The following is a 15,154-nucleotide window of genomic DNA, read 5'->3' as shown; positions in this document are numbered from 1 at the left end:
CCGTAAAGTAATCGCCGTCAGCGCGGCCAGACAGTCCGGCCGCCCGAGTGGAGTTTTTACCGTGAGCGAGCGTTCCAGCCATTGGCAATTGCAGACCATCGTCAGCCAGCTGCGCACGGCGCGGGATCAGTGGCGTGCCCAAAACGGCCGCGCCAGCGGCGAGCAGGGCGGTCGCGAGTTACCGTCCCGGGCGGCGATGGCGGACATTCTTGAAGCCTTGTGCGGTGCGTTGTTCCCGATGCGCCTGGGGCCGGTGGATTTGCGTGAAGAAAGTGAAGACTTCTACGTCGGCCATACCCTCGATGTCGCGCTGAACGCGTTGCTGGCCCAAGCGCGGCTCGAACTGCGTTACGCCGCCCGCCACAGCGACAAGGCCGACACCGAAGTCGAGGCCAAGACCATTTCCATCATCCAGGACTTCGCCCTCGCCCTGCCGGGGTTGCGCAGTTTGCTCGACACCGACGTGCTGGCGGCCTATCACGGCGACCCGGCGGCCCGCAGCGTCGATGAAGTGCTGCTGTGCTATCCGGGGATCCTGGCGGTGATTCACCATCGTCTCGCCCACCATTTGTACCGCGCCGGGTTGCCGCTGCTGGCGCGGATCAGCGCGGAAATCGCCCACTCGGCCACCGGCATCGATATTCATCCGGGGGCGCAGATCGGCCGCAGTTTCTTTATCGATCACGGGACAGGTGTGGTGATCGGCGAGACCGCGATCATCGGCGAGCGGGTGCGGATTTATCAGGCCGTGACGTTGGGTGCCAAGCGGTTCCCATCGGATGAGGATGGCCAATTGCAGAAGGGCCATCCACGGCATCCGATTGTCGAGGACGACGTGGTGATCTATGCCGGGGCAACGATTCTGGGGCGGATTACCATCGGCAAGGGTTCGACCATTGGCGGCAATGTGTGGCTAACCCGCAGCGTGCCGGCGGGGTGCAACCTGACGCAGGCGAATTTGCAGCATGATGATGGGACGCAGAAGTAAGTCCCCCACCCAATCATTCCTACGCTCTGCGTGGGAATGCCTCCACGGATGCTCCGCGTTCGACTGTTGATGGGACGCGGAGCGTCCCGGGCTGCATTCCCACGCAGAGCGTGGGAACGATCTTTTGACAGTGAACGAATCCCCCCAACCCCGCGTCATACCCTTCCTTGAGCTAGCGTAGGAAAGCGACCGCCGAGCCCTGCGATTAGTCCTTAGCACGCTATTCATGTTTAACTTGAACGCTCATTCAAGTTAAACCGCCGGTTTGCTGCCCGCTCACAACAGGAGGCTTGCCCTTGCCGAGTCCGTTTCTGATTGCCCTGTTTCACCCCCTTGAGGTGCGCTGTTCATGAGTGCACCGACCACCCCTCCAAGCGGCCAGGTCCGCATGAATCCGCCGGTGTTTTACTTCGCGGCGGGTTTCATCCTGTTGTTCGGCATCATCGTAATGGCCTTTCCCAAACAGGCCGGTGCCTGGTTGCTGGAAGCGCAAAACTGGGCGGCCAATACGGTCGGCTGGTACTACATGCTCGCGATGACCCTGTATCTGGTCTTCGTGGTGGTCACCGCCTTGTCCGGCTACGGCAAGATCAAGCTCGGTGCCGACCACGACGAACCCGAATTCAGTTACCTGTCCTGGGCCGGCATGCTGTTCGCCGCCGGGATCAGCATCACGCTGTTTTTCTTTTGCGTGTCCGAACCGCTGACTCACTTGTCCCTGCCGCCACAAGGCACGGGCGGTACGCCAGAAGCGGCGCGGCAGGCGATGCAGATTCTGTTTCTGCACTGGGGCCTGCATGGCTGGGGCGTGTTCGCCTTCGTCGGCATGGCGCTGGCGTATTTCGCGTATCGGCATAACCTGCCGCTGGCCCTGCGTTCAGCGCTGTATCCGCTGATCGGCAAGCGCATCAACGGACCCATCGGCTATGCGGTGGATGGCTTCGGCATCATCGCCACGGTGTTCGGCCTCGGTGCGGACATGGGCTTCGGCGTGTTGCACCTCAACTCGGGCCTCGACTACCTGTTCGGCATCGCCCACACCCACTGGATTCAGGTCGGCCTGATCACGCTGATGATGGGCGCGGCGATCATCGTCGCAGTGTCCGGCGTCGATAAAGGCGTGCGGGTCATGTCCGACATCAACATGCTGCTGGCCTGCGCGCTGCTGCTGTTCGTGTTGTTTGCCGGCCCGACCCAGCACTTGCTCAATACCTTGATCCAGAACATCGGCGACTACCTCGGCGCGTTGCCGATGAAGAGTTTCGACCTTTACGCCTACGACAAACCCAGCGACTGGCTGGGCGGCTGGACGGTGTTCTACTGGGCCTGGTGGATCGCGTGGTCGCCGTTCGTGGGCCTGTTCATCGCACGGATTTCCCGTGGCCGCACCATCCGCGAATTCGTCTTCGGTGTGCTGCTGATCCCGCTCGGTTTCACCCTGGCGTGGATGTCGATCTTCGGCAACAGCGCCATCGACCAGGTGCTCAACCACGGCATGACGGCGCTCGGTATGTCGGCCATCGATAACCCGTCGATGACCTTGTACCTGCTGCTGGAAACCTATCCGTGGAGCAAAACCGTGATTGCGGTCACGGTGTTTATCAGCTTCGTGTTCTTTGTCACTTCGGCCGACTCCGGCACCGTGGTGCTGTCGACGCTGTCGGCCAAGGGCGGCAACCCGGATGAAGACGGGCCGAAATGGCTGCGGGTGTTCTGGGGCGCGATGACGGCGCTGGTGACCAGTGCGCTGCTGTTCTCCGGCAGCATCGATGCACTGAAGTCAGCGGTAGTGCTGACGTCGTTGCCGTTCTCGATGATTTTGCTGCTGATGATGTGGGGGCTGCACAAGGCGTTCTACCTGGAATCGCAAAAGCAGATCGCGCAGATGCATTCCCTGGCGCCGGTGTCCGGTTCCAAGCGTGGAGGCTGGCGTCAGCGTTTGAGCCAGGCAGTGCATTTCCCGTCGCGGGATGAGGTCTATCGCTTCCTCGAAACCACCGTGCGTCCGGCGATTGAAGAAGTGACGGCGGTGTTTGTCGAGAAGGGTTTGAGCGTGGTTGCTCAGCCCGATCCGGCGAATGACAGCGTCAGCCTGGAAATCGGTCATGGCGAGCAGCATCCGTTCATCTACCAGGTGCAGATGCGTGGCTACTTCACGCCGTCCTTCGCCCGTGGCGGCATGGGGTCCAAGCAACTCAACAACCGCCGCTACTACCGTGCCGAAGTGCATTTGAGCGAGGGCAGTCAGGACTACGATCTGGTGGGTTACACCAAGGAACAGATCATCAACGACATCCTCGACCAGTACGAACGGCACATGCAGTTCCTGCACCTGGTTCGCTGATCGAGCGCCGGTGGCGCCTAGGCTTTGTTCAGCACCATGAACAGAACCAGCGCCGCCACCGGCACGCTGAACACCACCGTGCCGACCACCAGTTCCGAACTCAGGGGCTGGTTGGCCGTGACCACGCCCACCGCGCCATTGATCACCGTCAGGGCCAGCCACAGGACGACGAAACTGTAGGTCAGCGTCTGTCGGCTGAAACCGACCCGCTCGCCGATGTAGAGCATCAGCGCGAGCAGGACCAGGCCGAAGAAGATGATGATGGTGGTGTGCATGGTCTGTTCCGCCTTTTAGAAGTGTGTGCTGTCAGGCACCAGTTTAGTGGTCGCTGGTGATCCAGTGTGGGCGCGGCGGTGTGCTTCAGTGAAGGTTGTATCTATCGCTCAGGCGCTCTCGCGCTCAATTGCCCGGCACTCCGGCGGATTCAATCGCCGTACCTCATCCCCCATCGTCAGCACTCCCATACTTTCCAGCCTCTCCTCGTCGCCTGCACGCCGATCTCCAGTGCGAGTGATTTGAGGGTGCTCAACCGTGAGCGCAGTTTTTTGGCGTGCGAATAGTCCCCAATGCCGAGCACGGCGTCAGCGGCGATTGCCTGCCCATGGTGCGCTCAGACCACTCTGAACCCTTGACTTTGCAGGCCTTTATTGAGCGCCGTTACCGGGAGCTTTGGGCCTGATGGCCATCGCCATATCCCCTCTAAAAAGCCGTGCCATGTAGTACGAAATACCTTCTCCATGAGCATACTTACGACGTGGCGCTCGTGGCGGGATCTGATCGTTTTGCCCAATGTTTTTGGGGGTTTTATGTCTTTCAATGGATTAAAGATGGCGATACGTATTGCCGCGCGGAAAAGTACACATTTCTGGATTTTATCGGCGAACACCTTCAAGTCAGAGAGTAGCTGAATGTTGGTGCTGGCCTCAGGGAAACGGGTGACCGTGCAGGTCAGTCGTCGCCCAGGCCGGAGCAAGTCCCGGCAGAAATATGAAACGTTTCAGCATTTGGTCGAACCCAGGGTTGGCGGCACATGACTTGGGCGTATGCTGGGCAACTTCGACTTATTGAAGAACCGTTAGGCTGGCCGCTGCCGGGAGCGAGCCTGCTCGCGAAGAATCGACACCATTTCAAAACAGACAAGAGAGGATTCGATGACTTACACCGCTGCCGAAAACCGCTATGACTCTATTCCGTACCGCCGCGTAGGCCGCAGCGGGCTGGTGCTGCCGGCACTGTCCCTGGGGCTGTGGCACAACTTCGGCGACAGCACGCCGATCGACACCCAGCGCTCGTTGCTGCGCACGGCGTTCGACCAGGGCATCAACCACTTCGACCTGGCCAACAACTACGGCCCGCCGTACGGCAGCGCCGAGATCAACTTCGGTCGCCTGCTGCGTGAAGACTTCAAGCAATACCGCGACGAGCTGATCATCTCCAGCAAGGCCGGTTGGGACATGTGGCCAGGCCCTTACGGCCAGGGCGGTGGTTCGCGCAAATACGTGCTGGCCAGCCTCGACCAGAGCCTGCAACGCCTGGGTCTGGACTACGTCGACATTTTCTATTCCCACCGCTTCGACCCGGACACCCCGCTGGAAGAAACCGCCAGTGCACTGGCTACCGCTGTGCAGCAGGGCAAGGCGCTGTATATCGGCATCTCGTCCTACTCCGGGGTGAAAACCCGCGAAATGGCTGCGCTGTTGCAAGAATGGAAAGTGCCGTTGTTGATTCATCAACCGGCCTACAACCTGCTCAATCGCTGGGTGGAAAAGGATCTGCTGGAGGTAACCGATGAGCTCGGCGCTGGCGTGATTGCTTTCACGCCGTTGGCTCAAGGGTTGTTGACCGACAAATACCTTAACGGCATTCCGAAGGATGCGCGGGTCAACCGTCCGGGCGGTGGTTCGTTGCAGGAATCGCACCTGTCCGAAGCCAACATTGCCCATGTGCGCGGGCTCAACGAGATCGCCAAGCGTCGCGGCCAGAGCCTGGCGCAATTGGCGTTGGCGTGGACGCTTCGTGACCCGCGCGTAACCTCGGCACTGATCGGCGCAAGCCGGCCGGAGCAGATTATCGAGAACGTCGGGGCGTTGAAGAATCTGAGCTTTAGCGCAGAAGAGTTGGCAGAGATTGACCGGTTTGCCCAGGAGGGCGGGATCAATTTGTGGGAGAAGCCTTCGACGGCTGAGTAACTGAGTGCTGATCGTTCCCACGCTCCGCGTGGGAATGCTTCCCGTGACGCTCCGCGTCACAGCGGACGCGGAGCGTCCATGGCTGCGTTACCACGCGGAGCGTGGGAACGATCGGTTCACCGGAAAAACGGCACATCCCCCAACACCGTCGCCCGCTGCATCACCCGCCGCGCCGGTCGATAATCATCCACCGCGTAATGCTGGGTCACGCGGTTATCCCAGAACGCCACGTCATCCTTCTGCCAGCGCCAGCGAATGGTGAAGTCCGGCCGTGTGGCGTGGGCGAAGAGAAACTTCAGGATCACCTCGCTCTCGGTCTCAGACAGCTCATTGATTTTCGACGTAAACCCTTCATTGACGAACAGCGACCGACGTCCACTGACCGGATGTGTACGAATCACCGGGTGTGACAATGGCGGATTCTTGCGTCGTGCTTCTTCCCACTGCGCCAATGCTTCCGGCGTGTTGCCGTAGCGTTCCAGTGGAAATGAACGGGTGAAATCGTGAGTCGCGGTCAGCCCTTCGAGCAAGGTTTTCATCGGCGCCGACAACGCTTCATACGCCGCAATCCCGCTCGCCCACAGCGTGTCGCCACCAAACTCAGGCAGTAACTTGGCGCTGAGTACCGCGCCCATCGCCGGGGTCGGCAGGAAAGTGACGTCGGTGTGCCAGATCGCGTTGTCGCGCACGTCGGTGACGGCGGTGTCGAGGATCAGCACTTCCGGCTGTTCCGGCACGTTCGGGTAGATCGGGTGAATGTGCAGGTCGCCAAAATTCGCGGCGAAACGTGCCTGTTGCTGGGGCTCGATCGGTTGGTCGCGGAAGAACAGCACCTGATGCTTGAGCAGCGCCTGTTCGATGGCGTCACGCTGTTGCGCGGTCAGCGGCTGACTGATGTCGATGCCGCTGATCTGCGCGCCGAGGGCCGAGCTTAAAGGGACGATATTCAAGGTGCTCATGGTGGTTCTCTTCAATCCGGGGCGCCGAGTTGTCGGCGTAGTCAGTGACAAATCTTCAGTGCGCCTGGCCGTGCCACGGCACCAGCTTGCGTTGCAGGGCGCGCAAGCCCATTTCCATGGCGAAAGCGATCAGCGCGATCACCAGAATCCCCAGCACCACCACATCGGTGACCAGGAATTGCGCCGCCGACTGCACCATGAAACCCAAACCGCTGGTGGCGGCGATCAGTTCAGCGGCGACCAGCGTCGACCAACCCACGCCCAGACCAATGCGCACGCCGGTCAAGATGTCCGGTAGGGCGCTCGGCAGAATCACGTGGCGAATCAGCTGCGCCCGAGTCGCGCCCAACGACTGCGCGGCGCGCAACTTGGCCGGATCGACCGTGCGCACGCCGGTGGCAGTGGCGATGGCAATCGGGGCGAAGATCGCCAGGTAGATCAGCAAGACTTTCGACAGCTCACCGATGCCGCACCAGATCACGATCAGTGGCAGGTAGGCGAGTGGTGGAATCGGGCGATAGAACTCGATCAGCGGATCGAGAATCCCGCGAGCGATGCGGTTGTGACCGATGGCAATTCCCACCGGCACGGCGGTCAACACCGCGAAGCCCAGGCCCAGACCAATGCGGCTCAGGCTCGCGCCCAAGTGCTGCCACAAGGTCGAATCCATGTAGCCCGTGGTCGCCAGCAGCCAGCCTTTTTGCAGCACGGCGGACGGCGGTGGCAGGAACAGCGGTTCGATCATGCCGGTGGCGGTCACGGCCCACCAGATGAACACCAAAGCGAATAACGTCAGCACGCTGATCCAGCGCGTGCTCACACTGCGACGAACCGGAATCACCGTCGAACCGGGTTTCACCGTCACGGCCGGAATTTCATAGCTGCTCATGCGCGCTCCTGCCGCGTGGCGGCGCTGCGTTGGGAGAACACTTTGGCGAGTACGTGTTCGCGGGTTTCGATAAAGCGCGGGTCGGATTTGATCGCTCGGGCTGATTCGCCTGCGGCGTAACGCTGACCGAAGTCCAGGCTCAGGCGCTCGACGATTTGCCCTGGGTTGGGTGCCAGCAGAATCAGGTCGGTGGCAAGGAACACCGCTTCTTCAATGTCGTGGGTAATCAGGAAGACGGGTTTGGCGGTGCGCTGCCAGACTTGCAGCAACAGCTCCTGCATCTGTTCGCGGGTGAAGGCATCGAGGGCGCCGAAGGGCTCGTCCATCAGCAACACGCGCGGGTCGGCGGCGAGGGCGCGGGCGAGGCCGACACGTTGTTTCTGGCCGCCCGAGAGCTGCCAGATGCGCCGGTTTTCGAAACCGGAAAGGTCCACCAGCGCGAGCATTTCCCTCGCGCGGATTTCGCGTTTTTCCCGGGATACGCCGGCCAATTCCAGACCGAAACCCACGTTGGCCAACACGTCCTGCCAGGGCAGTAGCGCGTCGTCCTGGAACACCACGCCGCGTTCGGCACTCGGGCCTTTGACCGGTACGCCATCAAGGGTAATGCGCCCGGCGCTGGGCTCGACGAAACCGGCAATCAGGTTCAACAGCGAAGTCTTGCCACTGCCGGACGGGCCGAGGGCCACCAGCAATTGCTGGGGCCCCAGGCTCAAGGAAATATCCGCCAGCACCGGTTCCGGACTGCTGGGGTACTGTGCGCTGATGCGCTCCAGCTGAAGCAAAGCCATCGCAGTTAACTCCGATCAGTTGGTGATGTATTTGGCGCTGACGTACGGGGCGTAATCCGGCAGCACGGCCTCGACCTTGCCTTGTTCTTTGAGGAACGCGGCGGTGTCGGTGATGGCCTTGGTGGTCGGCGCGCCGAGGGTGATCACCTGATCAGCCGCCAGCGGGTAGACGTTGCCTTGCAGCAGCAATGGAATGTCAGCCACTTTGGCCCCGGACAGCTTCACCAGTTTGTCGACGTTGGATGGGTTGGCGAGCCAGGTTTTAGGGTCTTTGCGGTAATCGGCGTAGGCATCCAGGGTCACTTTGGCGAATGCGGTGACGATGTCCGGGTGCTTCTCGGCAAAGTCTTTACGCACGATCCAGGCATCGAAGGTCGGTGCGCCGAACTTGGCCAGTTCGCCGGAGGTGATCAGCACTTTGCCGTTTTCCTTGGCCACACCGAGTGCCGGATCCCACACGTAAGTGGCGTCGATATCACCGCGTTTCCACGCAGCGACGATAGCCGGCGGCGCGAGGTTGAGGATGGTGACTTTCGACGGATCGATGTTCCAGTGCTTCAGCGCGGCCAACAGGCTGTAGTGGCCGGTGGATACGAATGGCACGGCGATTTTCTTGCCGATCAGGTCTTGCGGGGTCTTGATCCCGGAACCGTCGCGAGCGACCAGCGCTTCAGCGGCGCCGATCTGGGTGGCGATGAGGAAGGTTTCAACCGGGACTTTGCGTGTGATCGCAGCGGTCAGGGGGCTGGAACCGAGGTAACCGATCTGCACGTCGCCGGAAGCGATGGCGGCGATGATGTCGGCACCGTTGTCGAATTTGCGCCAGTCGATCTTGGCGTTGGTGGCTTTTTCGTACGCGCCGTCGGCCTGGGCGACTTTGGCCGGGTCCACGGTGGTCTGGTAGGCGACGGTGACATCAGCCGCCTGGGCAAAGAAACTCGCCGCCGCCAAAGACGCGGCCGCCAGGAGGCGAAGAGGGAAATTCAGTTTCATTGGAGAAGCTCCTTGTCAGGCGACCGAGGATCGGCGTGAAAGGAGACTAAATGATATAAGAATCAGAAAATAAATAACTTTTTCGAATGAGCTTATGAGCGGAAAATTCTAAGCAAGTCACCAGATCGTTCCCGCGCTCTGCGTGGGAATGCAGCCCGTGACGCTCCGCGTCACTGGACGCGGAGCGTCCCTTGAGGCATTCCCACGCAGAGCGTGGGAACGATCAAGATCAAAAGATCATAGCCTGCGGCAGTTCCTACAAAGGTAGCCTGTGGATCCAAAATTGCTTTTATGCAGGCAAAAAAAATCGCAACCCCGGCACCGTCCCGTAGGAGCGGCCGAAGGCTGCGATCTTTTAGCTGGCGCCGCTTAGTTACTGATCGCCAGAATACTCGCCTGATACGACCCGACAAACACATCGAAATCGCCGACTTCGTTCTGCTCCAGCTCTGCCTGTTGAGCCAGCGACGAACGCGCCAGTTCTTCAAACTTGGCCTGGTCTTCAATGCTCAACGGCTCACTGCGGAAGTACTCGGCATGGGCACGGCTCTGACGCAGGGAGAACTGGGCAAAGCTTTCCTTATGCTCGGCCATCGCCGCCAACACCATGGCCGACGGGGTCCGGGACGGATCCTTGATCTTCTCCAGCTGCACGTCCAGCGCCTTGCTGTGAGCATCGCCGCCATGGCTCTGATCAAGCAGCGCGGCCAGCGGGGCAATCTTCTCCAGTAGCTCGGTGGCCCATTCCTTCATGTCCACCGACTCGCCGTCACGCTGCAACTGCAGGCCCGGACGACGACCTTCCTTGACCACGCTGAGGAAGTTCGAGGTCGCGTTGTTGCAGGTGGTGTTAGCCAGCAACGGGCTGTCGTTCAGCGCGCAGTACAGCAGGAACGCGTCGAGGAAGCGCGACTCGGTCAGGTCGATGCCCATCGGCAGGAACGGGTTGATGTCCAGGCAGCGTACTTCGACGTACTGAATGCCACGGGCCACCAGCGCCTGGATCGGCCGTTCGCCGGTGTAGGTCACGCGTTTCGGGCGGATGTTGGAGTAGTACTCGTTTTCGATCTGCAGGATGTTGGTGTTGAGCTGAACCCACTCACCGTCCTTGTGCGTGCCGACTTCAACGTACGGCGCGTAAGGCGTGGCCACCGCTTTGCGCAGGCTGTCGGTGTAGCTCGCCAGGTCGTTGTAGCACGGCGTCAGGCCGGCCTGGGCGTTGCTCTGGTAACCGAGGTCGCTCATGCGCAGGCTGGTGGCGTACGGCAGGTACAAGGTGTCCGGGTCCAGTTGTTCCAACTGGTGCGAACGACCGCGCAGGAAGCCGGCGTCCAGCGCCGGCGAGGCACCGAACAGGTACATCAGCAGCCAGCTGTAGCGACGGAAGTTGCGGATCAGCGCGATGTAGGCCGACGACTGATAGTCGCGGTCGGTGCCGACAAAGCCTTCAGCCTCTTTGAGCAGCGGCCAGAGCTTTTCCGGCAGGGAAAAATTGTAGTGAATCCCGGCGATGCACTGCATGGTCTTGCCGTATCGCAGGGCCAAACCCTTACGGTAGACGTACTTGAGCTGGCCGATGTTGGACGTGCCGTAATAGGCAATCGGGATGTCTTCCTCGGCCGGCAACGGGCACGGCATCGATGGACTCCACAGGTACTCGTTGCCGAGCTTGCTGTAGGCAAAACGGTGAATGCTGTCCAGGCTCGCCAGGGTGTCTGCCGGGTCAGGCAAGGCGGGCGTGATGAACTCCAGCAGCGATTCGGAATAATCGGTGGTGATTTTTTCGTTGGTCAGCGCGGAACCCAATTCTTCCGGGTGCGGCGTTTGCGCCAGGCGACCTTCATCGGTCACGCGCAGGCATTCACGTTCGATGCCGTGAAGGCACTGTTCGAGCAGAGAGAGGTTAGCGCGCTCGCCGAGCAGAGCCAGGCGGCGGTTGAGAAGTTCGCTCAAGTTGGATTCCTTCACGCGTCAGTCGCCCCAATATGGGGGTGGGCAAGACGGTCTACAAGGGTGAAGTTAAAACTGGCGTTTTCGCCTGGTTCTTGAGCCATATAGGCCCGTACTGAAATGCCAACTTCACTCCTTGAATCTGGCTGTCGCGCACGCGGAAAAGTTCGACGCCGCAGTCGTAGCGCCGAAATTAACTCAAATCGAGGGTGGGGAGCTATAGGACAGCGAACGTGCCTTGCGCTTTTGCGACCAATTTATCGCCTTGCATCACGTCGGCTTCGACTACCAACGTGCGGCGGCCCGGGTGGATGACCCGCGCCGTGCACATCACTTCGCCGTCAGAAACGGCGCGAATGTAATTGATCTTGCATTCGATGGTCGCGCTCTGCTGGTCAAAGCCGTGGGTGCTGGAACAGGCCAGCCCCATGGCAATGTCCACCAGACTGAACAAGGCCCCGCCGTGCAACTTGCCGCCACGATTACGCAGTTCTGGCGCAAGCCCCAGGGCGACTTGCGCCACCCCGGTTTCCAGACTGTGCAAGCGACACCCCAGCAACTTGAAAAAAGCGCTTTCGGTCAGCCCGGCAGGGATTTCCATCAACGTTTCTTCAACTGCTTGGCGTTAGCGAACAGCGAAGCCATGGCGTTGTTGGCCGGGGCCGGCGCCGTGGTTTCCTTGCGCGGTGCAGTGTTCTGGGATTGGCGCGAAGACGAACCAGGACGTGCGCCACGGGCACCGTCGATTTTCTCGCCCGGCGTGTCGCTCATGCGCATCGACAGGCCCACGCGTTTGCGCGGGATGTCGACTTCCATGACCTTCACTTTCACCACGTCACCAGCCTTCACCGCTTCACGCGGATCCTTGATGAACTTCTCCGAAAGCGCGGAGATGTGCACCAAACCGTCCTGATGCACGCCGATGTCGACGAACGCACCGAAGTTTGTCACGTTGGTCACCACGCCTTCGAGGATCATCCCCAGTTGCAGGTCCTTGAGGTCTTCGACGCCTTCCTGGAACTCGGCGGTCTTGAACTCGGGACGCGGGTCGCGACCGGGTTTTTCCAGCTCTTGCAGGATGTCGGTGACCGTTGGCAAACCGAAGGTTTCGTCGGTGTACTTCTTCGGATCGAGACGCTTGAGGAAGCTAGCGTCGCCGATCAGCGAGCGGATATCACGGTCGGTTTCAGCGGCAATGCGCTGTACCAGTGGATAGGCTTCCGGGTGAACCGCGGACGAATCCAGCGGGTTGTCGCCGTTCATCACGCGTAGGAAACCGGCCGCCTGTTCGAAGGTTTTTTCGCCCAGGCGCGCGACTTTCTTCAGCGCCGCACGGGTTTTGAACGCGCCATGCTCGTCGCGGTGGCTGACGATGTTCTGCGCCAGGGTCGCGTTGAGGCCGGAGATCCGGGCCAGCAGCGCCACGGAAGCGGTGTTCACGTCCACGCCCACGGCGTTTACGCAGTCCTCGACCACAGCGTCCAGGCCGCGCGCCAGTTTCAGCTGCGACACGTCGTGCTGATACTGGCCGACACCGATGGATTTTGGATCGATTTTCACCAGTTCGGCCAGCGGATCCTGCAAGCGACGCGCGATGGACACCGCGCCACGGATCGACACGTCGAGGTCCGGGAATTCCTTGGAAGCCAGTTCTGACGCCGAGTAAACCGATGCACCGGCCTCGGAGACCATGACTTTGGTCATCTTCATCGCTGGATACTTTTTGATCAGCTCAGCGGCCAGTTTGTCGGTTTCGCGGCTGGCGGTGCCGTTGCCGATGGCGATCAGGTCTACCGCGTGCTTGGCGCACAGGGCGGCGAGGATCGCGATAGTCTGGTCCCACTTGTTGTGCGGCACGTGCGGGTAAACCGTGGCGTGATCCAGCAGCTTGCCGGTGGAATCGACCACGGCGACCTTGCAACCGGTGCGCAGGCCCGGGTCGAGGCCCAACGTCGCGCGCGGGCCGGCCGGGGCCGACAGCAGCAGGTCGTGCAGGTTGTGCGCGAACACGTTGATCGCTTCGGTCTCGGCGCCGTCGCGCAGTTCGCCCAGCAGATCGGTTTCCAAGTGGGTGTAGAGCTTGACCTTCCAGGTCCAGCGCACCACTTCGCCCAGCCATTTGTCGGCGGCGCGGTTCTGGTTCTGGATGCCGAATTGCTGACCGATCATGCCTTCGCACGGGTGCATGGTGCCCGGCAGTTCGTCGCCGACTTTCAGCGCCGAACTCAAAATGCCTTCGTTGCGGCCACGGAAAATCGCCAGCGCGCGGTGCGACGGCATGCTTTTCAGCGGTTCGTCGTGTTCGAAATAGTCGCGGAACTTGGCGCCTTCCTCTTCCTTGCCGGCGATCACGCGGGCGCTGAGGGTGGCTTCCTGCTTGAGGTAACTGCGCAGTTTGTCCAGCAGGCCGGCATCTTCGGCGAAGCGTTCCATGAGGATGTATTTGGCGCCTTCGAGGGCGGCCTTCACATCGGCCACGCCTTTTTCGGCGTCAACGAAGCGTGCGGCTTCGGCGTCCGGCGTCAGGCTCGGGTCGTTGAACAGGCCGTCGGCCAAGTCGCCGAGGCCGGCTTCCAGGGCAATCTGGCCCTTGGTGCGGCGCTTCTGCTTGTACGGCAGGTACAAGTCTTCGAGACGGGTCTTGGTGTCGGCGAGTTTGATGTCGCGTTCCAGTTGCGGGGTCAGCTTGCCTTGCTCTTCGATGCTGGCAAGGATGCTGATGCGCCGTTCGTCGAGTTCTCGCAGGTAGCGCAGACGCTCTTCCAGGTGCCGCAACTGGATGTCATCGAGGCTGCCGGTCACTTCTTTCCGGTAGCGGGCGATGAAGGGAACGGTAGAGCCCTCATCGAGTAGCGCGACGGCCGCTTCGACCTGTTGTGGGCGTACACCGAGTTCCTCGGCGATGCGGCTGTTGATGCTGTCCATAAAACCACCTGACAAATTGTGAAAGCAGGCTCGCAGGCGCAGGGATAAAGGCCCGGCGAGTCTGGTTGAGCGGCCTGGCCTGCGCCGCTGCCTGGGTCAAAAGGCATTCCGTTGACCCGTGAAATCGAACAATTACTGCGCAGGCCTTGAAAATAAAAAGCGGCCATCCACAGTAAAGATCTGACGTTGCCTGACACAAAACGCCGCGCATTATAACCAGCGTTCTATCATTCGGGGGGCATCACAGGCAGTAGGCCCCATGGCCGGTTTTCTGGTGATCAAGGAAAAATCTGCTAACAATGCACACGGTGCGTATAACGGCAGCTACGCCATAATGCGCGCCGAGCTAAAAGGAGCATCTAATGAGCAGCACTGCAAACAATGCTGAAGGCGAAAAAATTCTTATTGTTGATGACGATCCAGGGCTGAGCAGCCTGCTGGAACGTTTTTTCGTCAGCAAGGGCTACCGTGCCCGCGCCGTACCGAACACCGAACAGATGGACCGCCTGCTGGCGCGTGAAGTGTTCAACCTGGTCGTCCTCGACCTGATGCTGCCCGGCGAAGACGGTTTGACCGCCTGCCGCCGACTGCGTGGTGCGAACAACCTGATTCCGATCATCATGCTCACCGCCAAGGGTGATGAGCTGAGCCGCATCAAGGGCCTGGAACTGGGCGCCGACGATTACCTGGCCAAACCGTTCAACCCGGACGAACTGATGGCCCGGGTCAAAGCGGTCCTGCGTCGTCAGGCAGCGCCGGTGCCAGGTGCGCCGGGCAGCGAAGACGAAAGCGTGACCTTCGGTGACTACGAATTGTCCCTGGCCACCCGCGAACTCAAGCGCGGTGACGAAGTGCACATGCTCACCACCGGTGAGTTTGCGGTACTCAAGGCCCTGGTCATGAACGCCCGTCAGCCGCTGACCCGCGACAAGCTGATGAACCTGGCCCGTGGTCGCGAATGGGATGCCCTGGAGCGTTCCATCGACGTGCAGATCTCCCGTCTGCGCCGGATGATCGAACCCGATCCGTCCAAACCGCGTTACATCCAGACAGTCTGGGGCGTGGGCTACGTGTTTGTTCCGGACGGCGCCGCCACAAAGTGATCGGCGATTTGTAGGAGCGGGTT

General features: G+C 60.7%; 12 protein-coding genes. 4 read left to right on the top strand and 8 right to left on the bottom strand.

The window, feature by feature from the left end; translation table 11 throughout:
• Positions 1-61 precede the first annotated feature (61 nt).
• Both epsC and betT read left to right on the top strand, forming a co-directional pair.
• Positions 62-988, top strand: a complete 927-nt coding sequence (gene epsC, locus HKK52_RS19200) for a serine O-acetyltransferase EpsC (RefSeq protein ID WP_169372127.1) — start codon at positions 62-64, stop codon at positions 986-988.
• A 388-nt stretch (positions 989-1,376) separates the two neighbouring features.
• A complete protein-coding gene (gene betT, locus HKK52_RS19195) occupies positions 1,377-3,332 on the top strand; it encodes a choline transporter BetT (protein ID WP_178117493.1) in 1,956 nt (651 codons plus the stop codon).
• Positions 3,333-3,349: 17 nt separating this feature from the next.
• On the opposite strand, the gene HKK52_RS19190 is transcribed toward betT, so the two are convergent.
• Complete coding sequence (locus HKK52_RS19190) at positions 3,350-3,607, bottom strand: hypothetical protein (RefSeq protein ID WP_169372125.1); 258 nt, start codon at positions 3,605-3,607, stop codon at positions 3,350-3,352.
• An 876-nt stretch (positions 3,608-4,483) separates the two neighbouring features.
• On the opposite strand from HKK52_RS19190, the gene mgrA reads away from it, so the two are divergent.
• Positions 4,484-5,521 (top strand): L-glyceraldehyde 3-phosphate reductase, encoded by a 1,038-nt coding sequence (gene mgrA / locus HKK52_RS19185; protein WP_169372124.1) that lies wholly within the window; start codon positions 4,484-4,486, stop codon positions 5,519-5,521.
• Positions 5,522-5,637: 116 nt separating this feature from the next.
• Here mgrA and tauD read toward each other — a convergent pair whose 3' ends face one another.
• The 7 genes from tauD to HKK52_RS19150 all read right to left on the bottom strand — a co-directional run bounded on the left by tauD (position 5,638) and on the right by HKK52_RS19150 (position 14,028).
• A complete protein-coding gene (gene tauD / locus HKK52_RS19180) occupies positions 5,638-6,480 on the bottom strand; it encodes a taurine dioxygenase (protein ID WP_169372123.1) in 843 nt (280 codons plus the stop codon).
• A gap of 55 nt (positions 6,481-6,535) precedes the next feature.
• A complete protein-coding gene (gene tauC / locus HKK52_RS19175; protein WP_169372122.1) occupies positions 6,536-7,369 on the bottom strand; it encodes a taurine ABC transporter permease TauC in 834 nt (277 codons plus the stop codon).
• Positions 7,366-8,160 (bottom strand): taurine ABC transporter ATP-binding subunit, encoded by a 795-nt coding sequence (tauB, locus tag HKK52_RS19170; protein WP_169372121.1) that lies wholly within the window; start codon positions 8,158-8,160, stop codon positions 7,366-7,368. Before tauB ends, tauC begins: the two co-directional genes overlap by 4 nt.
• Positions 8,161-8,175: 15 nt before the next feature.
• Entirely contained in the window at positions 8,176-9,153 is a 978-nt protein-coding gene (gene tauA / locus HKK52_RS19165; protein WP_169372120.1) for a taurine ABC transporter substrate-binding protein, read from the bottom strand.
• A 369-nt stretch (positions 9,154-9,522) separates the two neighbouring features.
• Positions 9,523-11,106 carry a glutamate--cysteine ligase gene (gshA, locus tag HKK52_RS19160; RefSeq protein WP_169372119.1) on the bottom strand — a complete coding sequence of 528 codons (1,584 nt, stop codon included), beginning with the start codon at positions 11,104-11,106 and terminating at the stop codon, positions 9,523-9,525.
• Positions 11,107-11,320: 214 nt separating this feature from the next.
• A complete protein-coding gene (locus HKK52_RS19155) occupies positions 11,321-11,704 on the bottom strand; it encodes a PaaI family thioesterase (protein WP_007949206.1) in 384 nt (127 codons plus the stop codon).
• Entirely contained in the window at positions 11,704-14,028 is a 2,325-nt protein-coding gene (locus HKK52_RS19150) for a Tex family protein (protein ID WP_169372118.1), read from the bottom strand. Before HKK52_RS19150 ends, HKK52_RS19155 begins: the two co-directional genes overlap by 1 nt.
• A gap of 362 nt (positions 14,029-14,390) precedes the next feature.
• Here HKK52_RS19150 and ompR point away from each other — a divergent pair, with 362 nt between their 5' ends.
• The gene (gene ompR, locus HKK52_RS19145) at positions 14,391-15,131 is read left to right on the top strand and encodes an osmolarity response regulator transcription factor OmpR (RefSeq protein WP_123402686.1); all 741 of its coding nucleotides are present in this window, start codon (positions 14,391-14,393) and stop codon (positions 15,129-15,131) included.
• Positions 15,132-15,154: the final 23 nt, after the last annotated feature.

Source organism: Pseudomonas sp. ADAK2, from assembly GCF_012935755.1.
Lineage (GTDB): Bacteria > Pseudomonadota > Gammaproteobacteria > Pseudomonadales > Pseudomonadaceae > Aquipseudomonas.
The sequence above is the reverse complement of the archived record's forward strand: the minus strand, read 5'-3'. Positions and strand labels throughout refer to the sequence as shown.